Source organism: Bradyrhizobium sp. 22 (assembly GCF_000482425.1).
Lineage (GTDB): Bacteria > Pseudomonadota > Alphaproteobacteria > Rhizobiales > Xanthobacteraceae > Bradyrhizobium > Bradyrhizobium japonicum_B.
The window spans coordinates 25105-46671 of record NZ_KI519400.1 but is presented as its reverse complement, the minus strand read 5'-3'; the positions used below and the strand labels follow the sequence as shown (position 1 = coordinate 46671).

Here is a 21567-nt window from a genome sequence, read left to right as displayed (position 1 = left end):
CCTCCGTTTTTCATTCGTTATTTCGCCACTCGCTATTCGCCGCTCACCCCAGCCGGCCCGCCGCGTGCGCCAGCAGCGTGTACACCAGCCCCGTCTCCGAGGTGAGGTGGCTGCGCAGCTCCTGCGGGCCGCGGCCGTCGCGGGCGACTTCGTCGAGCAGGCGCTCGAACTCGGCGACGTAGCGGTCGACCGTGCCCTTGAAGTTGCGGTCGGCGCGGTACTTGCGGGCGACCTCGTCGAAGGCCTTCTGGCCAGCGGGCGTGTAGAGGCGCTTGGTGAACGCCTTGTTCTCGCCGCGCTGGTAGCGGTCCCACATCTCGGCGGCGAGGTTGCGGTCCATCAGCCGTCCGATGTCGAGCGACAGCGATTCCAGCGGATTGCTGCTGGCCTGCGGGGCCTGCGGCTGCGGCGCGGCGCGGCCACGGGGAGCCTCACGTCCGGCCGGGGCGCCCTGATTGGCGTCGGTCCGGCTGAGCAGGTCCGACAGCCAGCCGTCACGGCCCTGGTCGTTGCCGGAAGGCGCGACCGGCGGCGCTTCGGTGCGGCGCGCGGCCGGCATGCCGAGGTCCGGCGGCGGCAGCGTTGAGGCGCTGCCGGTGTCGCGCATGCGGGTCTCGGTCGCGCGGTTGCCCGCAACGGCCATCACCGGCTCTTCCTGGCGATGCACGGCGACGGAGGCGCGGCCCGCCGTGGTGACGTCGAGGCCGCGGCCGTGCTGGGCCACGATGCGGTTCAGCTCGGCGAGCGCCTCGATCTGGTCGACGATCACCTTGCGCATCTGCGCGGTGCTCTCGGCGGCCTCCTGCGGCATCTCGAGCACGCCGCGGCGCAGCTCGTTGCGGGTGGCTTCGAGCTCGTTGTGCATCTCGAGGGCCATCTGCTTCATGCTGGCGACGAGGTTGGTGAACTTCTCGGTCGACTGCTTGAACATCGCGTCCGCCTCGTCGGTGGTCTGGCGGTAGATGTCGTGCATCGCCTCGATGGTCTGGCGGTGCTCCTCCTCGGAGGCCACGCGCACCGCCTCGAACTGGCGGGTGATCGCGGCCGAGCCGGCGCCGGCGGTCTCGGCGACGACGCGCGCGATATCGCGGGCACGCTCCTCGGCCGCGGCCAGCGATTCGTCGAGCAGGCCGGTGAAGCGCGACAGCCGCTGGTCGAGATCGGCGGTGCGCAGGTCGATCGTGGTGACCAGCGATTCCAGCGCCTGCTTGCGCTCGGCGAGCGAGGCGGTGGTGTTCTTGTTGCTCTGCTCGACGACCTGGGCGGCCTCGACCAGCGCCTTGCCGTGCGCGTCGAACTGGGTCGACAACTCGCCGAGGTCCTGCAGCGCCTTCGTGGTCTTGCTGTTGAAGACGTTGAGCTGCTCTTCCAGGTTCTGCGTCGCCGCGCCGTTGCGCGAGGTAACGTCGTTCATCGCCGAGACGAAGTCGGCGACGCGCGTCACCAGCGCCCGCTCCAGCGAGTTGAGATTGTCGTGCGCACCGGTCAGCACTTCCTGGAGCAGGATGTTGCCTTCGCGCAGACGCTCGAACAGCGCCACGGTGTCGGTGCGCAGGATCTTGCTGGTCTCCTGCATCTCGGTGACGGCCGCGACCGAGACCTGGCGCGACTGGTCGATCGCCGAGCGCGAGGCCTGCTCGAGGTCCTTCAGCGACTTGCCGACCGCGCTGGTGGCGATCTCGCTCGCCGCGTTGATGGTGCGGGCGACTTCCGAGCCGTTGCCCATCATGGTCTGCGAGAAGGCCTGGCCGCGCGTCTCGATCGACTTCAGCGCGTCCGAGGTGACGCGGTCGATGTCGAGCGTGAGCTGGCTGGTCTTCGAGCCGATCGCGTCGACCAGCGCGCCGCGCTTGGCGTCGATCATGTTCGACAGGCGGTCGGCCTGCTGCTGCACGTAGGTGACGATCTCGTCGGTCTTGCCGGTCATGGCCTGGCCGAAGCTGGAGCTGGCGGCGAGCACCGAACGTTCGACGTCGGCCGAGCTCGACTTGACCCGCGAGCTCGCCTCGTTGGAGGCCGAGATCAGCGCGTTCTGGGCGTTTAGCGCGCTGGTCTGGATGTCGTTGGTCGCGTTGGCGGCGGCCGCGCTCAGCGTGCGCTCGATCTCGGTTGAGATCGTGCGGATCTGGCTCGCGGCGTCCGCCGAGGTCGAGGTCAGCGAGGTCTGGGCCTCACGGGCGCTGTTGAGGATGGTCGAGGCGGTGTCGGCGCCGACCGCGGTCAGCGTGCGCTCGATGTCGGTGGTCAGCGACTTGATCTGGGTCGCGGCGTCGGTCGAAGCCGAGATCAGCGTGCCCTGGGCCTCGCGCACGCCGCTGGTGAGCGCCTCGATGGTGGCGCCGCCGGCGGTCGCCAGCGCGCGCTGCATCTCGGCCGCGAGCGAGCGGACCTGGCTGGTCTGCTCGGCCGAGACCGTGAGCAGGGTGCTCTGGGCGTCGCGGGCGCTGGTGGTGATGGTCTCGGCGGTCGACTGGCCGACCTGCGAGAGCGAACGATGCACCTCGGCCGCGAGCGACTTGACCTGGTTCGCCGCATCCGAGGATGCCGTGACCAGCGTGCTCTGGGCTTCGCGGGCGCCGCTCATGATGGTTTCGGCCGTCGAGGTGCCGGCCATGGTGAGCGAGCGCTGCACGTCCGAGGACAGCGCCTTGATCTGGTTTGCGGTCTCGGTCGAGGCCGCGATCAGCGCGCTCTGCGCGTCGCGGGCGCCGGCGGTGATCGATTCCGCCGTGGTGGTGCCGGCCAGCGACAGCGAGCGCTGCACGTCGGCGGTGAGCGTCTTGACGTGGTTGGCCGCGTCCGAGGACGCCGTGACGAGGGTGGTCTGCACCTCGCGGGCGCCGGCCAGGATCGAGGCTGCGGTGGCCGAGCCTGCCGCCGACAGCGTGCGTTCGACGTCGGCCGCGAGCCCCTTGATCTGGGTGGAGGCTTCGCCCGACGCCGCGACCAGGGTCGACTGCGCCTCGCGGGCGCTGCTCAGGATCGAGTTCGCAGAACCGGTGCCGGCCGCAGTCAATGCGCGCTCGACCTCGGCGGAGGTCATCTTGAGCTGGGCGTTGACGTCGGAGGAGACCGTCATCAGCGACTGCTGGGCGGCGCGTGCGCCGGTCTGGATCGTCTCGCTGGTGTTGACGACGAGGTTGGTGAGCGAGCGCTCGGCGTCCTCGACATGCGAGCGGATTGCGGTCGAGATCATCTCGGCGCGGGACATCATGTCCTCGCTGGCCTGACGGCCGCTGCTCTCGATGCGGCCGGCAACGGCCTCGACGCGCGAGCCGAGCAGGTCCTCGAACTGCGCCACGCGCACGTCGATGTCGCTCGCGACCGAGCCGACCTTGGTCTCGATGGCCTGCTGGATCTCCTGGAAGCGCGCGGTGACCGTGTCGGTCAGGTGCATGCTGCGGCCGTCGATGATCTCGGTGACGCCGGTAATGCGGCGGTCGACCGCTTCGATCGCCTGCGCGGTGCCATCCGTCAGCGTCGAGGTCAGCAGCGTCAGGCGCGTGTCGATCGACTGCACGGCCTGCGATGCGCCGTTCGTCACCGAGGTGGTCAGGTAGGTGAGGCGGCTGTCGATGGACTCGAGCGCCTGCGAGGCGCCGCCGGTGAGCGTCGTCGTGAGGTGGGTCAGACGGGTGTCGATCGACTGGATGGTTTGCGATGCGCCGTCGGTCAGCGTGCTCGTGAGGTGGTTGAGGCGCGCATCGATGGTTTCGACGGCCTGCGACGCACCATTGGTCAGCGTGCTCGTGAGGTGGGTGAGGCGGCTGTCGATCGACTGGATCGCCTGGGCGGCGCCGTCGGTCAGCGACGAGGCCAGCGTGTTGATGCGTCCGTCGATCGTCTCGGTCATCGACTTCGCACGGCTGTCGAACGATTGCTCGAGCGCGGTGACGCGGCCGCCGAGCTGCTCGTCGAAGGTCTTGATGTGGCCCTCGATCGTGGAATCGAGGCCGGTGATCTTGCCGTTCAGCGAGGCGTCGAAATTGCTGACGCGTTCGCCGATGGTGGTCTCGAACTGCGCCAGGCGCTGGTCGAGGATCGCGGTGATCTCGCCGCCGTTGGCGGTGAAGCGGGTGTCGAAATTGTCGACATAGGTCTTCAGCGACTCATGGATGTCCTGCGTGCGCTGGCCCATGCGCTCGACGATCTCGCCGCCGAAGGTCTTCACGGTGCGGTCGAACTCGGAGATGTGGCGCGTGATCAGGGCGCCCAGCGTGCCGGAATCGCGGGCGAACTTCTCGACCAGCTCGGTGCCCTGGTTCCTGACCAGTTCGTCGAACGCGCTCATCTGCAGCGACAGCGAATCGTGCGCGGTCTCGGTCTGGCTGACGACCTTGGCGACCAGGGTGTTGACGGTGGCGTCGAGCGCCTCGCTCGCCTTGTCGCCGCTCGTCATGATCTGGCCGGCGAGGCGGTTGCCGGCGTCGTCGATCTTGGCGGAAAGGTCGTTGGAGCGCAGCTCGAGCTCGAGCAGCAGCGAGTCGGACGAATTCTTCAGGCTGTCGTGCACCTGCTCGGTGCGCTCGGAGATGCCGTCGACGATCGCAGCGGAGCGCTGCTCGAATTCGCCGGTGATGCGGTCGATGCGCTCGTTCAGCATCTCATGGACGCGGTCGGCGAGGTCCACGAACTCGTCGTGGACATGGCCGGTCTTGAAGTTGAGGCTGGTGGTCAGCCGCTCGCTGGCGTCGAGCACGGCGCGCGTGGTCTCGTTGCTGGCCTCCTCGAGGCGGTCGAGCAGGTCGCCGCCGCGCTCGCCGAGCGCCAGGATCATGTTGTCGCCGGCATTGCTCAGCGCGCTGGTGATGTGGGCGCCGCGCTCTTCCAGCGCGCCGGTGATGGACTTGGCGACCTCGTCGACGCGCGAGGCGATCGCGTCCGAGATCAGCGCGATGTCGTGGCGCAGATCGATCTGCACGCCGGAGATGGCGCTGCGGACCTGCTCGGCCTGGCCGACCAGGTTGTCGCGCTGATGCGCGATGTCCTGGAGCAGGGCGCGGATGCGCACTTCGTTGTCGGAATAGGCGCGTTCGAGCGCGGCGACCTCGTTGGCGACCAGCGTCTCGAGCTCGCCGGCGCGCGCGATGGCGCGCTCGATGCCGTCGCCCATCGCCGCGACCTCGCGGCGGATGGCCTGGCCGACGGTGACCATGGAATCGGAGGCCGAGCCCTCGGGTTCGGAGAAGCGGATCGCGACCTGCGCCATCGCCTGCGCGATCATGCGCATTTCCTGGCCGCGCCAGACCAGGCTGGCGAGGAAGTAGAACAGCATGATCGGCGCGAAGAACATCGCGATCAGGCCGGCGATGACGAGCACGCCGCCGCTCTGGCCCATGGCGGCCTGGATCGAGGGCAGGAAGCCGAACGTCAGCGCGGCGCAGGCGGCGAGCCAGACGCCGGCGAAGATGGTGGCGAAGGTATAGACGCTGCGGGCAGGGCGGCCCTTCTGCAGCGCCTGCAGCAGCTGGCCGATGGTCTCGCGGTCGTCGTTGGCGGCGCGACGCGAGGCGCGCGGCTCCTCGACCGGGTCGAACACGGTCGAGCGTTCGTTCGCGGCAGGGCGCGGCTCGAAGCTCGGCTCGTCGAAGGCCGGAGGCGTCACCGGGGGCGCCGTCTCGCTGCGCATCGCGGCGTTGCGGCTGGTATCCGCAGCGGTGTCGCTGATGTTGAGGGCTTCCTGGATTGCAGAAAGCGCGACTTCTGTGGGGTCTTTGACCTTTTTCGGAGTGTTCGCCATGTTCAGTCCGAGCCCTCGTTACTTGTACGCGTCCCCCCGCGAGCCCTGCGCCCTGCGCAAGCCCACAGACCGGATCATGCCGCTTGCGCGGATCTCCGAGCCGTCCCCACCCGGACGGCTTGTCCGCCAATTTCCGCAACATCCTATTGGCAGAGCGTCGCGAATGAAATGCCCGCGATTAAGACATTCTTAATCATCGTTAACAGGATCGCGCCGTAACGCCTTAGCAATAAATGAAATTCTCCACCGGACTCGGCCGATTGCGGCAACTTTTCGTCAATAAACGGGCAGAACTGCGTCTCCGACCCCCAACATTTCGTTAACCATTTCCATGCTTGGGTGAGGTGAACTCACCGCCGGACCGGCGGAACCGTCGCGCGATGCCGGGGCCTTTCGCCATGACGCCTGAACTGCCACGGATGGACTGGATGCCCTCCCCCCCGCTTGCACCCATCGACAGCCCGCTCGACCTCGACCATCTCTCCCGGATGACGCTCGGCGACGCCGAGCTGGAGCAGGAAGTGCTGGCCATGTTCGCCGAGCAGGCGGTGCGCCTGGTGGCGGCTATGGCGGGATTGCCGGCCGAGGCCGCCGCGCTTGCCCACAAGCTCAAGGGATCGGCGCGCGGGATCGGCGCCTTTGCGGTGGCCGATGCCGCGGCGAGCCTGGAGACCGCGATCCAGATCGGCCATAACGAGCGCCACGCCTTCGCCGCGCTGAAGGAGGCCGTGACCGAGGCTCGCGCCGCCATCGAGGCGATCCTGAAGGCTTGAGACCGCGCGGCCGAGCCGGATACCAGGCTCTTGTCTTAGCCTCTTGTTTTGACGCATTTTCTTGCCGCAAAGCGGTATTCACTTCGCAGCAAAACCCTATGGCGCCGGGCTGATCGACCCGTTATAGGACAGCCCGGACCCTCCTTCATTCCCAGCACCGCGGCAACACGAGCACACATGGCCAAGATTCACTTTGTCGACCACAAGGGCGAAACCCGCACGGTGGAAATCGAGAACGGCGCAACCGTGATGGAAGCCGCGATCCGCAACAGCATTCCCGGAGTCGAGGCCGAATGCGGCGGCGCCTGCGCCTGCGCGACCTGCCATGTCTATGTCGACGAAGCCTGGCGCGAGAAGGTCGGCAGCCCGACCCCGATGGAAGAGGACATGCTCGACTTCGGCTTCGACGTGCGCCCGAATTCGCGCCTGTCCTGCCAGATCAAGGTCACCGACGACCTCGACGGTCTCGTCGTGACGACGCCGGAACGCCAGGCCTGATCGTCCCTCGACAAGACTAGCTGCTCGGCAGCGCGACCTCGATGCCGCGCTTGTGCCAGGGTCTGAATTTCTCGATCACCTCAGGGGTCAGCGGGGCCGGCCGGCGCGTCGCCTCGTCAAGCAAGACGCCGACCGACGTCGCCGAGGCGACGCATTTTCCTTCCGAGAACACGACCTGCTCGAAGGTCACGGACGTGCGTCCCAGCTTCACGACGCCGAGGCCGAGCTCGATGGCGCCCGGCCAATGCAGCTCGGCGCGAAAATGCATGTCGAGGCGCACCATGATCCAGGCGAGGCCCGGCGGCGTCAGTCCGTATTCCGGCAGCTTCATCAGCGTGACGCGGCCGGTCTCGAAATAGGTGGCGTAGACCGCGTTGTTGACGTGCTGGTTGGGATCGAGGTCGCCGAAGCGGACGTTGTCGCTGAGGCGGTAGGGAAAGTCCTCCAGGCGCGGCGTCGTATCGAGGCGACTTGGTGCGTTCACCGATTGATCTCCGTCATATCCTTGCTGGTTACAGCCCAGTTATGCTGCCCCGGCAAGTGGGCGCGGCCGCGGGGCGCTCCCGCTTTTATGCCTTCCCTCATCCATCCCCGTTGGCTAGACAGGCAGGGGTCACCTCGGCCCAAAGGGCGCCGTCCAACAGATAGCGACAGACAAAGAGACGACATGAGCGACGCGATCAAAACCGATGTGCTGATTATTGGCGCCGGCCCCTGCGGTCTGTTCGCCGCCTTCGAGCTTGGCCTTCTCGACATGAAGGCGCATTTCGTCGACATCCTCGACAAGGTCGGCGGCCAGTGCGCCGAGCTCTATCCGGAAAAGCCGATCTACGACATTCCCGGCATTCCGCAGGTCTCGGGGCAGGGCCTCACCGACGCGCTGATGGAGCAGATCAAGCCGTTCCATCCGACCTTCCATCTCGGCGAGATGGTCGAGACCGTGGAGAAGATCGGCGATCCCTTGTTTCGCTGCACCACGGACGCCGGCAAGGTGTTCGAGTGCAAGGTGCTGGTGATCGCGGCCGGCGGCGGCTCGTTCCAGCCCAAGCGTCCGCCGGTGCCGGGCATCGAGGCCTATGAAGGCACCTCGGTGCATTACGCGGTGCGCAAGATGGAAACGTTCCGCGACAAGAACGTGCTGGTCGTCGGCGGCGGCGATTCCGCGCTCGACTGGACGCTCAATCTGCATCCCATCGCCAAGCGCATCACGCTGCTGCACCGCCGCGACGAATTTCGCGCCGCGCCCCACAGCGTCGAGCAGATGCGCGCGCTGGTTGCCGGCGGCAAAATGGATCTGAAGCTCGGCCAGGTCACCGCGCTGTCGGGCGCCGACGGCAAGCTCACCGGCGCCACCGTCAAGGGCAACGACAACAGCATCACCGAGATCGCCTGCGACACCATGCTGCCGTTCTTCGGGCTGACCATGAAGCTCGGTCCGGTCGCGAACTGGGGCATTGCGCTCGAGAACAACCTGGTGCCGGTCGAGACATCCGCGTTCGAGACCAACGTGCCGGGCATCTTCGCGATCGGCGACATCAACACCTATCCCGGCAAGATCAAGCTGATCCTGTGCGGCTTCCACGAGGGCGCGCTGATGTCGCAAAAAGCCCATCGCTACGTCTATCCGGAGAAGCGGCTCGTGTTCCAATACACGACCTCGTCCTCCAGCCTGCAGAAGAAGCTCGGTGTCAACTAACGGCAACAGGGGCGGGAAGGCATGCCCCATGTTTCTGGTGCTGGAACCGTTCGCGAAATCGCCGTAGTCTGCGGCCATTCCGGTCGTGGAATAACAAGGTGATCTCATGCGGAATTTCTCCAGCCTTCGGCTGCTCTCCTTCCTCGCGCTCGCATTGTCGCTCGCGACGATGAGGCCGTCTGCGGCGCAGACCGCCGAGCCCACGGCGGCGGGCCTCTGGCAGAAGGTCGAAGACGGCAGGACGGTCGGATGGTTTCTCTTCGTCGACCGCAACGGCGTCTTCGAAGGCGTGATCGCAAAGACCTTCCCGCGTCCCGGCGACGATCCGAACGAGGTCTGCAGCAAGTGCACCGATGATCGCAAGAACGCGCCGGTGCTGGGCATCTCCTTCGTCCGCAACATGAAGCGCGAAGGCTTGAAGTACGAAGGCGGCAACGTGCTCAATCCGCGCGACGGCCAGATCTGGAAAGCCAACATGAAGGTCAGTCCCGACGGCCAGACCCTGACCCTGCGCGGCTATCTCGGCATTTCGCTGCTCGGCAAGGACGAGACCTGGACGCGCCTGCCTGACGCCAACATCGCCCAGGTCGATCCCGCCATCGTGGCAAAATATCTGCCCGCGCAGGCCGCGGCCACCAAGCCGGCACCCGCGCCGAAGAAGGGCGGCGGCACGATGATGGCGCCGGCCAAGCAATAGGCTGGCCTTGCTATTTCTGACGATCTTCTCGGCCTCGGATTTTGTTCCTAGGCCGCATCCGCTGGAAGGCGCATGGCCTCGCGCCGTGCGGCAGTAATTCCCCGGAATGCGCGCTGGCAGCGGATTTGCATACTCGTCGTCAGCTGCTGGGGAACGAGTCGCCGGCCGCGCCTGGTTCAAGGCGCGGACAACCGACGGCATTGTCCCCCGCACGGATCATTTGATCGCGGGACGACGAGATGAAACTTTCAAGATCGTGCGCAGCGACGCTGCTGTTCGTGACGGCGCTTCCGGCATTCTCGGCACAGGCGCGTGACGACGGGCGCTACGCCAACTCACCGCTGAAGCCCTGGTTCGAAAGCCTGCATAGCGAATTCGGTCAGTGCTGCACCGACGCCGACGGCTACATCATTGCCGACGTCGATTGGGAGTCCGATCGCGGCCGCTACCGCGTCCGCATCGACGACGAATGGGTCGTGGTGCCCGACGGTGCCGTCATCACCGTGCCGAACAAGATCGGTCGCACCATGGTGTGGAAGCACTATATCGACGGTCATCCGCGCGTGCGCTGCTTCATGCCGGGCAGCATGACCTGAAAAACGCCGACGGCGCCCGCATCCGATGCAGACGCCGCAAGCGATGCGGAAGGCTTAGCGTGCCTCGCTCTCCGAACCCGCGCTCGCGAGCCGCTTGACGCGCGGCGACAGCACCGAGACCTGGGCAGGCGAGGCGGGCATGCCGGCGACGATCATGGTGGGCGCGACGGACTGCTCCTCGACGCCGGCGCCGCCGAGCACCTGCACCTGGGTCGCCGAGATCGGCAACGACTTCACTTCGTAAGAGGGAAGCTCAGCGGCCAACGCGCCGGTCGAGCTCGCAATCACGGCACCGGCGATGGCAATCATTGTGAGAATACGCATTGGAAAAGCTCCGTTGAAGATGTCAATCGGAGGTTTGGTCGTGACGATGCAGGAACAGGTTCGCTCGTGTGCGAGCAATCATGTGGCCGTGAGCGCATCTATTTGATTGCGTGACGCGACAGGATGAAACGATGACGAAGTCTTTCGCGTCAATGTTTCCGGATGGTTTCGCAGTATCGATCGACGCAGCTCGCAGCTAATCAGCCGCGAGTTCTGCTCCTGGTTGCTCAGGTCACCGGTGCCGGATTGAACAGCGTGAGATCGTTGTGGATGCCCCAGCGGTCCGACCATGGCTTGGTGCGGCCGGAGGCGACGTCGAGGATCAGGCGGAACAGGTCCCAGCCGCACTCCTCGATGGTCTTCGTGCCGGTGGCGATGCTGCCGGCGTCGAAGTCGATCAGGTCCTTCCAGCGCCGCGCGAGCTCGCTGCGGGTCGCGACCTTGATCACGGGCGCGGCCGCAAGACCGTAAGGCGTGCCGCGGCCTGTGGTGAACACCTGCAAGGTCATGCCGGAGGCGAGCTGGAGCGTGCCGCAGATGAAGTCCGAAGCCGGCGTTGCAGCAAACAGCATGCCCTTCTGCGTCGCCTTCTCGCCGGGCGAGAGCACGCCGGTGATCGCGGATGATCCGGACTTCACGATCGAGCCGAGCGACTTCTCCACGATGTTGGCGAGGCCGCCCTTCTTGTTGCCGGGCGTGGTGTTGGCGCTGCGGTCGGCGCCGCCGCGGGCGAGATAGGAATCGTACCACGCCATCTCGCGCACCAGCGCGCGGCCGACATCCTGGTTGATGGCGCGCCGCGTCAGCAGCTGGATGGCGTCGCGCACTTCGGTCACTTCTGAGAACATCACGGTCGCGCCGGCGCGCACCAGGAGATCCGCGGCAAAGCCGACGGCGGGGTTGGCGGTTACGCCGGAGAAGGCATCGCTGCCGCCGCATTGCAGCCCGATGACGAGATCGGAGGCCGGGCAGGTCTCGCGCTTGCGGGCGTTGAGCACCTTCAGCCGCGCCTCGGCCTGGGTCATGATGGCGTCGACGATCGCGCCAAAGCCGTCAAAGGCTTCGTCCTGCATGCGCACGATGGCATCGCTGACGCCCTCCGGCACCAGCCGCTCGGGTGCAAGCTTCTCGCAGCCGAGGCCGACGACGAGGATCTCGCCGCCGAAATTCGGGTTGAGCGCGAGATTCTGTAGCGTGCGGATCGGCACCACCGCGTCGGGCGCATTGATGGCGACGCCGCAGCCATAGGCATGGGTGAGCGGCACGACGTCGTCGACAGCAGGGTATTTCGGCAGCAGCTCGGCTCGGATGCGCTTGACCGCATATTCCATCGTGCCCTTGACGCATTGCACGGAGGAGGAGATGCCCAAAATATTCTTCGTGCCGACCGAGCCGTCGGGATTGCGATAGCCCTCGAAGGTGAAGCCGTCGAGCGGCGGCAGCGGCGCGGGAACGGCGGTGGAGATTTCGAGCTTGTCGAGGTCAGGGGCCTCCGGCATGCGGATGCGCGCCTCGTCCACCCATTCGCCGGCGAAGATCGGCGACAGCGCGTGGCCGATGATCTCGCCATAGCGGATGATCGGCTGGTCTTGCGCGATGTCGACCAGCGCCGTCTTGTGCCCCTGCGGCACGAAGGCGCGCAGCGTCAGCCCATCCGCAAAGCGGGAGCCGGCGGGAAGCCCGAAATCGTTGACCACGATCGCGACATTGTCGCGTTCGTTGAGCTTGATGTAGCGGGGCTGCTCTTTCGCTGCGACGTCCTGGTCCATGGGAGGACTCCGGATTTGTAGGGTGGGTCAGCCCTGCGATTGCGCGGAGCGCAATCGCAGGGCTGACCCACCAAGGTCTTCATCCTTGGAAGCAGAAGGGGTGGGTTACGCTGCGCTAACCCACCCTACGATGTCCGCTCAGCCCGGGAACGTATAGGCCGTCTTCACCGTCGTGTAGAACTCGCGCGCATAGGAGCCCTGTTCGCGGGCGCCGTAGCTCGAGCCCTTCCGGCCGCCGAACGGCACGTGATAGTCGACGCCGGCGGTCGGCAGATTGACCATCACCATGCCGGCCTCGCTGTTGCGCTTGTAGTGCGAGGCGTATTTCAGGCTGGTGGTGCAGATGCCGGAGGCGAGGCCGAACTCGGTGTCGTTGGAGATCGCCAGCGCCTCGTCGTAGTTCTTGGCGCGGATGACGGCGGCGACGGGGCCGAAGATCTCCTCACGCGCGATGCGCATGTTGTTGTTGGCTTCGGTGAACAGCGCCGGCTGCAGGTAATGGCCGGGGGTCTCGCGCTTGAGCAGCTCGCCGCCGAAGGCGAGCTTGGCGCCCTCGTCCTGGCCGATCTTGATGTAGCGCAGGTCCTGGTCGAGCTGGCTCTGGTCGACCACCGGGCCGATATGCACGCCGGCCTTGAGCGCGTCGTCGACCGACAGGCTGTTCAGGCGCTCGGCCATCGCCGCGACGAAGCGGTCGTGGATGCCTTCGGTGACGATCAGTCGGGAGGAGGCGGTGCAGCGCTGGCCGGTCGAGAAATAGGAGCCGTTGACGGCGACCTCGACGGCAGTCTTGAGGTCGGCGTCGTCGAGCACGACCAGCGGATTCTTGCCACCCATCTCGAGCTGGAATTTCTTCATAGGGGTCGAGAGCACGCAGGCCTGCGCGATCTTGCGTCCCGTCTGCACCGAGCCGGTGAAGGAGATCGCGGCGACGTCCGGATGCTCGAGCAGGGTCTGGCCGACCACCGAGCCGGAGCCGACCACGAGGTTGAAGACGCCGGCCGGAATGCCGGACTTGGCAATAATCTCGGAGAGCGCATGCGCGCAGCCCGGCACCAGCTCGGCCGGCTTGAACACCACGGTGTTGCCGTAGCAGAGCGCCGGGGCGATCTTCCAGGCGGGGATCGCGATCGGGAAGTTCCAGGGCGTGATCATGCCGACGACGCCGACCGGCTCGCGCGTGAGCTCGACGTCGAGGCCGGGACGCACGGAAGCGCCCTTTTCGCCGATCAGGCGCAGCGCTTCACCGGCGAAGAACGCGAAGATCTGGCCGGCGCGGGCGACCTCGCCGATACCTTCCGGCAGGGTCTTGCCTTCCTCGCGCGCGAGCAGGCGGCCGAGCTCTTCCTTGCGGGCGAGGATTTCGAGGGAGATCTTGTTGAGCGCGTCGAAGCGCGCCTGCGGGGTTGATTGCGACCAGGCGGGGAAGGCGGCCTTGGCGGCGGCGATCGCCTTCTCGGTCTGCGCCTTGTCGGCCTTGGCGTATTCGCCGACGACGTCGTTGGTGTTGGAAGGGTTGATGTTCCTGGTGACGCCGGAGCCATCGACCCATTCGCCGCCGATGAAGTTCTTCAGGATCGCAGTCATCTCATTCCTCCAGAGTTTCTTAGCGAACGAGGCAGGGACGTTTGTCGTCAAAAGTCCAGCCGGGGATCAGGTCCTGCATGGCAATAGCGTCATCCCGGGCGCCAAGTCCATGCTGCTTGTAGAGCTCATGCGCGGCGTCGATAGCGGCCCTGTCGATTTCGATGCCCAGGCCCGGCCTATCCGGGACCGCAATCCTGCCGCCCCTGATCCGGAGCGGCTCTTTGGTCAGCGCCTGGCCGTCCTGCCAGATCCAATGGGTGTCGATCGCGGTGACCTTGCCGGGTGCGGCGGCGCCGACATGGGTGAACATGGCCAGCGAAATGTCGAAATGGTTATTGGAGTGCGAGCCCCAGGTCAGGCCGTTGTTGCGGCAGGTCTGGGCGACGCGCACCGAGCCCTGCATGGTCCAGAAATGGGGGTCGGCCAGCGGAATGTCCACCGCGCCCAGCCGCAGCGCATGGGACAGCTGGCGCCAATCGGTTGCGATCATGTTGGTCGCCGTCGGCAGCCCCGTGGCGCGGCGGAACTCGGCCATGATCTCGCGGCCGGAGAAGCCGGCCTCGGCGCCGCAGGGGTCCTCGGCATAGGCGAGGATGCCGTGCATGCCCTTGCAGAGCCCGATCGCCTCGTCCAGCGACCAGGCGCCGTTAGGGTCGAGCGTGACGCGGGCGTTGGGGAAGCGCCTGGCGATGGCGGTGACGGCCTCGATCTCCTGCTCGCCGCGGAGCACGCCGCCCTTGAGCTTGAAGTCGGCGAAGCCGTAATGGTCGTGGGTGGCCTCCGCGAGCCGCACCACGGTCTCGGGCGTCATCGCTTCCTGATGGCGCAGGTTGAACCATTCCGCCTTGCCGCTCTCGCCCGCGACATAGTCGAGCTTCGACTTGCGCCGATCGCCGACGAAGAAGAGATAGCCGAGCGTCTCGACGCTCTTGCGCTGCTGGCCTTCGCCGAGCAGGGCTGCGACTGGCAGGCCGAGATGCTGGCCGAGCAGATCGAGCAGCGCGGATTCAACGGCGGTGACGGCGTGGATCATGACGCGGAGGTCAAAGGTCTGCTTGCCGCGGCCGGCGGCATCGCGATCGGCAAAGGCGGCGCGGATGTCGGCGAGGATGTTGTTCATCGCGCCGACGGTCTTGCCGATCACCAGACCGCGGGCGTCCTGCAGCGTCTGCCAGATCTTCTGCCCGCCCGGCACCTCGCCGACGCCGGTGTGGCCGGCATTGTCGGTGAGGATGACGATGTTGCGGGTGAAGAACGGCGCATGCGCGCCGCTGAGGTTGAGGAGCATGCTGTCGCGGCCCGCGACCGGGATCACCTGCATCGCCGTGACGATTGGAGCACCGGCGACTGGCGCGCCGGAAATCTCGGTCAGGGCCATTGCGCGCTCCTCATTGCGGTCGGCCTATTCTGCCGCCTGTTGTGTCGATCGGATGGCCGGCAGGTTCTTCACCAGCGCGGTCAGCTCCGCGAGCTCCTGCTCGGTGAGGTCGGTGAGCGGCGGGCGGACCGGGCCGGAATCGCGGCCGATCACCTTCATGCCGGCCTTGATGATCGAGACCGCATAGCCCTTCCTGCGGTTGCGGATCGCGATCAGCGGCAGGATGAAGTTCTTCAGGCCGGCCTGGATCGTGGCGTGGTCGCGCTTGCGCACGGCCGCGTAGAAATGGGTCGCGAATTCCGGCACGAAGTTGAACACAGCGGAGGAATAGGTCGTCACGCCCATGTCGAGATAGGGCAGCGCGAAGGTCTCGGCGGTCGGCAGGCCGCCGACATAGGTGAGGCGGTCGCCGAGCTTGGTGTAGACGCGGGTCATCAGCTCGATGTCGCCGATGCCGTCCTTGTAGCCGACGAGGTTCGGGCAGCGCTCGGCAAGGCGGGCCAGCGTGTCGGGCTGGAGGATCGCGTTGTCGCGGTTGTAGACGATGACGCCGATCTTCACCGCGGCGCACACCGCCTCGACATGGGCGGCCAGGCCCTCCTGCTCGGAATGGGTGAGATAGGGCGGCAGCAGGAGCAGGCCGTCGGCGCCGGCCTTTTCAGCGCCAGCGGCGATCTCGCGGGCGATCGCGGTGCCGTAGCCGGTGCCGGCAAGCACCGGCACGCGGCCCTTGGTCTCCTCGACGGCGACCTTCACGACTTCAGGAACCTCGGTCGGCGTCAGCGAGAAGAACTCGCCGGTGCCGCCGGCGGCGAACAGACCGGCGACGTCGTAGCCGCACAGCCAGTCCATGTTGGCGCGGTAGGTCGCTTCGTCGAAGGAGTAATCCGCCTTGAACGGCGTGACGGGAAAGGACAGGAGGCCGGATCCGATCTTCTGGGCCATCTCCTGCGGGGTCATCTTGCTCACGGGCACTGTTCCCTTGGTGCGTGTTGCGGAGGACGCTGGCCTTGAAGGCCTACGCGTCCATGCGCCGTGGTTTAAGAGACCGTTCGATGCGGGTCCAAGCCAAAGCCTATATCGACTGATGCGGATTGAGCATCAATCCTCCGCCACCTCCGCGGAGGACAGTTCGCCGGCGATCTTGACCAGCGCCGGGAGCAGCGGATTCTCGTCGTCGCGGCGCCAGACCATGAACAGCTCGACCGGCACGCGGCCCTTCAGCTTCAGCGGCCGCAGCCGCACGTCGGAGATCTTCAGGCCCGCAGCCGCGGCCGGCACGATGGCGAGGCCGAGGCCGGCGCGGACCATGGCCAGGATCGAGTGGATCTGGCTGAGATGCTGGACATAGCGCGGCAGCACGTCGGCGCGGGTGAATTGCGCCACCAGCAGATCGTGGAAGTAGCGACTCTCATAGGGCGAATACATCACGAAGGGCTGATCGTCGAAATCCTTGATGGTGATGCTCTCGGCATTCGCCAGCGGATGCTTCTTCGGGATCGCGGCGAGCAGGGGCTCGGCGACGACGCGGCGGCTGGCGAGTTCGGGCCGCGCGATCGGCGGCCGCAGCAGGCCGGCGTCGATCTGGCCTGAGGTCAGCGCCTCGAACTGATCGCCCGACACCATCTCCTTCAGGGAGAAATCCACCTCGGGCAGCTTGGCGCGGCAGGCGGCGATGAGCTCGGGCAGGAAGCCATAGGCCGCGGCCGCGGTGAAGCCGATCTTCAACGAGCCGATCTTGCCGAGCGCGATGCGGCGAGCGACCTGCGAGGCGCTTTCCGCAAGCTTGAGGATGCGCCGCGCCTCGGGCAGGAAGCTGCGCCCGGCAGGGGTGAGGCGGACCGAGCGGCTGGTGCGCTCCAGCAGTGGCGCATCGATGATGTGCTCGAGCACCTGGATCTGCCGGGACAATGGCGGCTGCGTCATGTTCAGCCGCGCGGCGGCGCGGCCGAAATGCAGTTCCTCCGCCACCGTGACGAAACAGCGGAGCTGGTTGAGGTCGAACATCGATACATGCCTTAGATGGATAAGGCGCTTCCCCGGCACTTCTAGCATCGATCACCTCCGATACAAAGACGGCGGCCGTGAAGCCGCCGTTGAGTTGCCTGGTCGAGCTCCCACGGGAGCCCTCAGGAGGAACGTTCACGACTCGTAGAGGCGCCGGCCGCGCCGGTCCAAGTTCAAGCGGGTATCGATCGATGCCGTTTTTGGATTGATGGGTCGCAGACGAGGGGGAATGATGATGGTGTCGCCGCGGGTGTGGGAAGTGCATGCCACCAACTCGTCATCGCGAGCGCAGCGAAGCGATCCAGGAATGCGTCTGCGGAAACAGTCTGGATTGCTTCATCGCATCAGCGCAAAATTGCTTGCAATTTTGTCGCGAGCTCCTCGCAATGACGCGAGGAGACAGTTCGCCTTCGCTTCTATTGCTGCGCGCCTGGCAACAATTGCGGCAGCAGCCCCCGCGTCACGTTCGGCGGCACGGCGTCGAGCCCGAGCACGGCACTCGCGGCCGGCAGGGCGGCGTCCGCCATCGCGGCGTGGCCCTCGGCGCTCGGATGCACGGCGCCGCCATAGACGGCGGAGAGCACGCCCCAGGTTGCGTCGTGGATGTCGGTCGGCTGGCTCGCCGCCGGCAGCCCTTGCGGATAGGTCATCGCGGAAAAATAGCTGTCATTGGCGTCGCGGATCCAGCGCGCGCGGGGCCAGTAGGCGCGATATTCCGAGGCGCCGCGGCCGCACAGCATCGGCTGGCTCGCTGCGCTCACGATATCGGGATTGAAGCTCTGGCCGTTTTCGGCAAAGCAGGTGCGGTCGAACTCCGGATCGTTGCCGGAATGGGCGCAGAAGCCGTGATCGGCGAACGCGGCCTGGTGCGCATCGACGAAGGTCATGCGCTCGGCTTCGGGATCGCGGCACAGCGCGCCGCGGGTGCAGGTGGCGAGCCCCTTCAGCTGCGGCAGGAATTCGGTATCGACGAAAGTCGAGACGCGGGCGAGCCGCTGCGGGTCGGCGTTGAAGGAGGGATGGATGTCGAATCCGGCGCGGCCGCCGCGGCAGGGCACGCCGCCATCGGCGAGCGCGGGATTGGCGTAGGAGACATAGACCACGCGCGAAAGGTCGCCGCCGACCAGCGGCTTCAGCGCCTCGCGCAGCTTGACGAAGTTTTGGGGCAGCTCGCGCGCCAGCGCATCGCGGGACTCGTCGACGCTCGCCATCACGCCGGAGCGGCGGAACAGCGCGCGCTCGGTCGCGGTGTCGACGATGACGTCGGCGACGAGGCCCGAGAAATAGACGTCGTTGGCGCCGACCGACAGCAGCACGAGATCGAGCGTGCGGTCGGGCTGGCGTTTCTTCGCCGCGGTGAGGGCCTCGCGCAGCTCGGCGACTTGCGCGTTCACGCTGGTGTTGCAGACGCCGGTCTTGCCGGGCGGGCATTCGCGGGCGCGCTGCGAGCCGAGCAGGCCGTCGCCGATGCTGGCGCCGGTGCAGGCGAGCGGCAGGTAGGTCACCGCGATGTGGGTGTAGCGCACTGCGAGCGCCAAGGCCGTGCGCGTCTGGTAGCTGTACAGCGAACGGTGGCAGGGCGCGTTGAACCAGAGCGCGCTGTAGCGTTGCCAGTTGGCGAGCGTATCCGGAGCCTCGCAAGCGCGGCCGCCCTTGAAGCCGTGGCGGCTCGGCCGGTAGTACTGCCCGCCGGCGGTGCCGAGATAGGAGCGGAAGCAGAAGCCTTCGTCGGACAGTGCCAGCGCCCGGTCCGGATTGCCCTCGCCCGAGGCGATGCTGTCCCCGAGGCCGGCGACGAAGATGTCGCGGACCTGGATCTCGGTCTGGACCCGCTGGGTCGGATCGGAGCCGGCGGAGACATCGACGGTCGCGACCGTCTGCTTGCCGTAGCGAACACGCAGGTTGATCGGTTCGGCGCAGTCGAAGGTCGATTGCTGCGGGCCGTCGCCGTCGTCGAACGACCAGGCGCAGGTGGCGCCGACGGGTACCGCACCGACGAGACGCACGGTGACGGGATGGTCGATCGGAGTGAGGTAGTTCTCTTTGGTGTTGTCGCGGGTGCAGGGCTGGTTGACGCGGCCCTGAAGGTCGATGCAGAGGCGGTTGACCATGTTGCGCGCCCAGCCGCGGCCTTCGCTCTGGAGCTCCAGCGATTGTTCTGCGGCGAGGATGCTGCGGTTACGCGCATTCTCGACATGGAGCAGGAAGTCGCGCTCCTCGCGGAACAGCCGGAAGCGGTTACGCACCTCCCAACTGATCTGCAGGGGGCCGGCGTCCTGCGCGGCGGCGCGCTCGGCCGGCAAAACGGTCAAAAGTCCGGCCAGCAGCAGGACGCTGGCGCAGAGGGTACGAAGCAATACAGGGATCATGGCCCGCGTCTTCAACGGCAAAGTTGAGGCGGAAATAAGAGGGCATTGCGCTGCCGCCCGCAACCCTTAGGTCCGGGCGGGCCGCTTCAGCGCTTGTTGGCCTGTCGCAGCAACCGCTCGCGCTGCATCGGCGTCACCTCTTTGGGCAGATTTGCCTGCGCACAGGCCTCCGCCAGCCGCCGCCGCTCCTGCCAGGGCTCGACCACGTTCATCCAGAGCTCGCGTGTGCCCATGATGGAGATGGCGAGGCCGAACGGGATCACGAAATAGAGGATACGAAACACCAGCAGCGTCGCCAGCAACTCCTCGCGGCCGAACTGGGGCAGCGCCACCAGCATGGCGGCGTCGAACACGCCGATCGAGCCGGGCGCATGGCTGGCAAAGCCGATCAGGGTGGCCAGGATGAACACCACAGCCAGCGACATGAAGTCGATCGGCGGATTGGCCGGCATCAAGAGGTACATCGCCATGGCGCAGAAGCCGAGATCGACAACGCCGATCAGAATCTGCACCAGCGTCAGCGGCGCCGAGGGCAGCACCACCTTCCAGCCCTTCTGGCCGAGCTCGCGCCGCTTCTCGCCCATGACGAGCCAGGCGAGATAAGCCCCGATCGAGGCCAGGCCGCCGAGCGCGATCAGTCGGTTGATCGATGGAGGAAGCTGATCCATCGAGGACGCCGCGTCCGGATGCACGGCCAGGCCGATCGAGAGCACGAAGATGTTACCGAGCCAGAAGGTCAGGCCTGACAGGAAGCAGATCTTGGCGACGTCGATCGCGTTCAGCCCGTAATCCGAATAGATCCGGAAGCGGATCGCGCCGCCGGTGAAGACGGTGGCGCCGATGTTGTGGCCGATCGAATAGGACGTGAAGCTGGAGAGCGCCGCGATGCGATAGGGCACGTGCTTCTTGCCGATCGTTCGCAGTGCGAAATAATCGTAGAAGGTCAGCGTGCAGAACGCGAAGAACACGCACACCGCCGCCAGCCCGATGCTGCCGCGGGGGATCTCGGTCAACGCCGTCAGGATGACCCCGGTATCGATGCCCTTGAGGGTCCGCACCAGCGTGGTGATCGCGAAGGCGATGATGAAGATGCTCGCGGCAACTCCAAGCCGTCGCCAGCCGATCCATCTCTTGAAGCCGCGTTTCAGCGCGGGCAGCAGTCCGTGCATTCATCCTCCCGGCGGGGGGCAAGACCGACCGGGCCAGGCATTGGCCAGTTCGGGTGCGATCATCACCAAAGGCAGGCAGCGATCGCTAGGCGTGATCCAGCTCATTTAAGGCAAAAACTGCAGCTTGTGCAGCCCTTGACAACAATAGGTTCTGCGCCGGACCGGCAACTTTGTCATACGCGGTTCACACTCGGAGGCGCGTTAAGCATATGAGTCGTGAAGCCGGCCGGAGCGTGCGTTCGTATTAGCCTATGATTTCAGATCTCGGCGCCGCCCGCATTGTTCCAACGCAATGCCATGCGGGTGTTTTTGGAACGTCGATGTCGCGCGTTCGTTGGGTCCGAACAGCAACCCGAACATGGCGGAATGAGCGGCTTTTCGTGCAAGCCGTTGCCTGCGTGTTCCAGCAAATCGAAAAAGGACGGAACGATGGGACTGTTCACAAAAGACATCAAGACCATGAACGACCTGTTCGTGCATCAGCTTCAGGACATCTATTACGCCGAGCAGCAGCTGACCAAGGCGCTGCCGAAGATGGCCAGCAAGGCCACCGATCCGCAGCTGAAACAGGGCTTTTTGACGCACCTCGAAGAGACCAAGCAGCACGTGTCGCGGCTCGAGGAAGTGTTCAAGATGCATGGCGTCCCCGTCAAGGCGGTCGACTGTCCGGCGATCGACGGCATCATCGAGGAAGCCGATGAGACCGCCGGCGAAGTTGCCGACAAGGCCGTGCTCGACGCCGCGCTGATCAACGCGGCCCAGGCTGCCGAACATTACGAGATCGTGCGCTACGGCAGCTTGATCGCCTGGGCCAAGCAGCTCGGCCGCAACGATTGCGCCGCCGTGCTCGCCAAGACGCTCGAGGAGGAGAAGGCGACCGACCAGAAGCTGACCACGCTGGCCGAGAGCAAGGTGAACCTGCGCGCGGCGAGCTGAGCCGAGCGCACATTCGACGAACGCTGCG

General features: G+C 66.2%; 16 protein-coding genes. 6 read left to right on the top strand and 10 right to left on the bottom strand.

All coding sequences use genetic code 11. The annotated features are described in order from the left end of the window. Positions 1-43 precede the first annotated feature (43 nt). A complete protein-coding gene (locus K410_RS0125610) occupies positions 44-5740 on the bottom strand; it encodes an apolipoprotein A-IV repeat region-like domain-containing protein (protein ID WP_028137520.1) in 5697 nt (1898 codons plus the stop codon). Positions 5741-6168: 428 nt separating this feature from the next. On the opposite strand from K410_RS0125610, the gene K410_RS0125605 reads away from it, so the two are divergent. Together K410_RS0125605 and K410_RS0125600 are read left to right on the top strand one after the other, a co-directional pair. Next, positions 6169-6513, top strand: coding sequence for an Hpt domain-containing protein (locus K410_RS0125605; RefSeq protein ID WP_049820431.1), 345 nt, complete (start codon positions 6169-6171; stop codon positions 6511-6513). A 177-nt stretch (positions 6514-6690) separates the two neighbouring features. Continuing rightward, entirely contained in the window at positions 6691-7011 is a 321-nt protein-coding gene (locus K410_RS0125600; RefSeq protein WP_028137518.1) for a 2Fe-2S iron-sulfur cluster-binding protein, read from the top strand. A 16-nt stretch (positions 7012-7027) separates the two neighbouring features. Here the strand turns inward: K410_RS0125600 and K410_RS0125595 are convergent, their stop codons facing one another. After that, positions 7028-7495, bottom strand: coding sequence for an acyl-CoA thioesterase (locus K410_RS0125595; RefSeq protein WP_028137517.1), 468 nt, complete (start codon positions 7493-7495; stop codon positions 7028-7030). Between the two features lie 183 nt (positions 7496-7678). Between K410_RS0125595 and K410_RS0125590 the strand changes: the two genes are divergently transcribed. From K410_RS0125590 to K410_RS0125580, 3 genes are all read left to right on the top strand, one after another. After that, a complete protein-coding gene (locus tag K410_RS0125590) occupies positions 7679-8707 on the top strand; it encodes an NAD(P)/FAD-dependent oxidoreductase (protein ID WP_028137516.1) in 1029 nt (342 codons plus the stop codon). Positions 8708-8813: 106 nt separating this feature from the next. Further along, positions 8814-9404: a DUF2147 domain-containing protein gene (locus K410_RS0125585; RefSeq protein ID WP_028137515.1), complete on the top strand. Its 591-nt coding sequence runs from the start codon at positions 8814-8816 to the stop codon at positions 9402-9404. A gap of 239 nt (positions 9405-9643) precedes the next feature. Continuing rightward, positions 9644-10000 carry a hypothetical protein gene (locus tag K410_RS0125580; RefSeq protein ID WP_028137514.1) on the top strand — a complete coding sequence of 119 codons (357 nt, stop codon included), beginning with the start codon at positions 9644-9646 and terminating at the stop codon, positions 9998-10000. Between the two features lie 54 nt (positions 10001-10054). On the opposite strand, the gene K410_RS0125575 is transcribed toward K410_RS0125580, so the two are convergent. From K410_RS0125575 to K410_RS0125540, 8 genes are all read right to left on the bottom strand, one after another. Further along, positions 10055-10324: a hypothetical protein gene (locus K410_RS0125575; RefSeq protein ID WP_028137513.1), complete on the bottom strand. Its 270-nt coding sequence runs from the start codon at positions 10322-10324 to the stop codon at positions 10055-10057. A 227-nt stretch (positions 10325-10551) separates the two neighbouring features. Continuing rightward, entirely contained in the window at positions 10552-12093 is a 1542-nt protein-coding gene (gene garD, locus K410_RS0125570; protein ID WP_028137512.1) for a galactarate dehydratase, read from the bottom strand. 138 nt (positions 12094-12231) lie between these two features. Beyond that, positions 12232-13680: an aldehyde dehydrogenase family protein gene (locus K410_RS0125565; protein WP_028137511.1), complete on the bottom strand. Its 1449-nt coding sequence runs from the start codon at positions 13678-13680 to the stop codon at positions 12232-12234. A gap of 19 nt (positions 13681-13699) precedes the next feature. After that, positions 13700-15058 (bottom strand): glucarate dehydratase, encoded by a 1359-nt coding sequence (gene gudD / locus K410_RS0125560; protein ID WP_028137510.1) that lies wholly within the window; start codon positions 15056-15058, stop codon positions 13700-13702. A gap of 24 nt (positions 15059-15082) precedes the next feature. After that, on the bottom strand, positions 15083-16027 hold the full coding sequence (gene kdgD / locus K410_RS0125555) for a 5-dehydro-4-deoxyglucarate dehydratase (protein ID WP_028137509.1): 945 nt from the start codon (positions 16025-16027) through the stop codon (positions 15083-15085). 132 nt (positions 16028-16159) lie between these two features. Then, a complete protein-coding gene (locus tag K410_RS0125550) occupies positions 16160-17065 on the bottom strand; it encodes a LysR family transcriptional regulator (RefSeq protein ID WP_028137508.1) in 906 nt (301 codons plus the stop codon). Positions 17066-17481: 416 nt separating this feature from the next. Beyond that, positions 17482-19434, bottom strand: a complete 1953-nt coding sequence (locus K410_RS0125545) for an SGNH/GDSL hydrolase family protein (RefSeq protein ID WP_028137507.1) — start codon at positions 19432-19434, stop codon at positions 17482-17484. An 86-nt stretch (positions 19435-19520) separates the two neighbouring features. Continuing rightward, positions 19521-20603 (bottom strand): lysylphosphatidylglycerol synthase transmembrane domain-containing protein, encoded by a 1083-nt coding sequence (locus tag K410_RS0125540; protein WP_028137506.1) that lies wholly within the window; start codon positions 20601-20603, stop codon positions 19521-19523. 429 nt (positions 20604-21032) lie between these two features. Here K410_RS0125540 and K410_RS0125535 point away from each other — a divergent pair, with 429 nt between their 5' ends. Next, positions 21033-21539 (top strand): YciE/YciF ferroxidase family protein, encoded by a 507-nt coding sequence (locus tag K410_RS0125535; protein ID WP_028137505.1) that lies wholly within the window; start codon positions 21033-21035, stop codon positions 21537-21539. Positions 21540-21567: the final 28 nt, after the last annotated feature.

What these genes read in the sequence shown, in the direction of transcription:
- K410_RS0125535 (WP_028137505.1), top strand. Translation starts at nt 21,033, where the DNA reads ATGGGACTGTTCACAAAAGACATCAAGACCATGAACGACCTGTTCGTG.
- K410_RS0125545 (WP_028137507.1), bottom strand. Translation starts at nt 19,434, where the DNA reads ATGATCCCTGTATTGCTTCGTACCCTCTGCGCCAGCGTCCTGCTGCTG.
- K410_RS0125540 (WP_028137506.1), bottom strand. Translation starts at nt 20,603, where the DNA reads ATGCACGGACTGCTGCCCGCGCTGAAACGCGGCTTCAAGAGATGGATC.
- K410_RS0125550 (WP_028137508.1), bottom strand. Translation starts at nt 17,065, where the DNA reads ATGTTCGACCTCAACCAGCTCCGCTGTTTCGTCACGGTGGCGGAGGAA.
- K410_RS0125610 (WP_028137520.1), bottom strand. Translation starts at nt 5,740, where the DNA reads ATGGCGAACACTCCGAAAAAGGTCAAAGACCCCACAGAAGTCGCGCTT.
- gudD (WP_028137510.1), bottom strand. Translation starts at nt 15,058, where the DNA reads ATGGCCCTGACCGAGATTTCCGGCGCGCCAGTCGCCGGTGCTCCAATC.
- K410_RS0125580 (WP_028137514.1), top strand. Translation starts at nt 9,644, where the DNA reads ATGAAACTTTCAAGATCGTGCGCAGCGACGCTGCTGTTCGTGACGGCG.
- K410_RS0125575 (WP_028137513.1), bottom strand. Translation starts at nt 10,324, where the DNA reads ATGCGTATTCTCACAATGATTGCCATCGCCGGTGCCGTGATTGCGAGC.
- K410_RS0125585 (WP_028137515.1), top strand. Translation starts at nt 8,814, where the DNA reads ATGCGGAATTTCTCCAGCCTTCGGCTGCTCTCCTTCCTCGCGCTCGCA.
- K410_RS0125565 (WP_028137511.1), bottom strand. Translation starts at nt 13,680, where the DNA reads ATGACTGCGATCCTGAAGAACTTCATCGGCGGCGAATGGGTCGATGGC.
- K410_RS0125605 (WP_049820431.1), top strand. Translation starts at nt 6,169, where the DNA reads ATGCCCTCCCCCCCGCTTGCACCCATCGACAGCCCGCTCGACCTCGAC.
- K410_RS0125600 (WP_028137518.1), top strand. Translation starts at nt 6,691, where the DNA reads ATGGCCAAGATTCACTTTGTCGACCACAAGGGCGAAACCCGCACGGTG.
- garD (WP_028137512.1), bottom strand. Translation starts at nt 12,093, where the DNA reads ATGGACCAGGACGTCGCAGCGAAAGAGCAGCCCCGCTACATCAAGCTC.
- K410_RS0125590 (WP_028137516.1), top strand. Translation starts at nt 7,679, where the DNA reads ATGAGCGACGCGATCAAAACCGATGTGCTGATTATTGGCGCCGGCCCC.